The sequence below is a fragment of the Vibrio sp. Y176 genome, assembly GCF_033438945.1.
In genome coordinates this window covers 1-610 of record NZ_JAWOQS010000783.1, presented here as the reverse complement: position 1 = coordinate 610, position 610 = coordinate 1, and the positions used below count along the sequence as shown (strand labels likewise).

Here is a 610-nt window from a genome sequence, read left to right as displayed (position 1 = left end):
TAGTCTATTAATGTAAAAAATCTACGTAGGAATATAACAGAATAATATGAACAGATCATGATTGGTATCATGTCTTATGTGGCTTTCTCTCTCCGTCGGGAGTCGAAGTTGTTCTGTTATTTTTATCAAAAGCAATCGATTGGTGATCGCGTAGACAGAATGATAGTTCATTCCTCGGAAATTGCTGGCTAGATTGGTATTACTACGCACTGAATTTTTTATGTTGTAGAAAGGAATCAAAATGCCAAACTTAGTTTTAGAGTATTCGAACTCAGTGGAAGAGCGAGTCAATGTACAAGGTTTGCTGGAAGACTTACATAAAGCTGCGTTAGAGAGTGGCCTTTTTGAGTTGGCCTCTGTGAAATCAAGAACGTTAAGATGTCATAACTGGCTAATTGGTGAAGCGGGTGACAGTCTCGATTTTATCCATATCAATTTTGATTTGTTGTCTGGCCGAACGCCTGGACAAAAGCGAGAATTATCGCGAGCTTTAATGGCTGTGCTTCAAGAACAGGTAAGTCATGTACACAGTTTAACGGTTAACATTAGAGATATGGATGTGGACAGCTTTCAAAAAGTGGTGAACTGAATATAAGGCTTGGCCGACGTT

General features: G+C 39.0%; 1 protein-coding gene. It reads left to right on the top strand.

The features are described from left to right. Nucleotides 1-241 precede the first annotated feature (241 nt). Nucleotides 242-589: a 5-carboxymethyl-2-hydroxymuconate Delta-isomerase gene (locus R7O13_RS28635; RefSeq protein ID WP_029822990.1), complete on the top strand. Its 348-nt coding sequence runs from the start codon at nt 242-244 to the stop codon at nt 587-589. Nucleotides 590-610: the final 21 nt, after the last annotated feature.

What these genes read in the sequence shown, in the direction of transcription:
- R7O13_RS28635 (WP_029822990.1), top strand. Translation starts at nt 242, where the DNA reads ATGCCAAACTTAGTTTTAGAGTATTCGAACTCAGTGGAAGAGCGAGTC.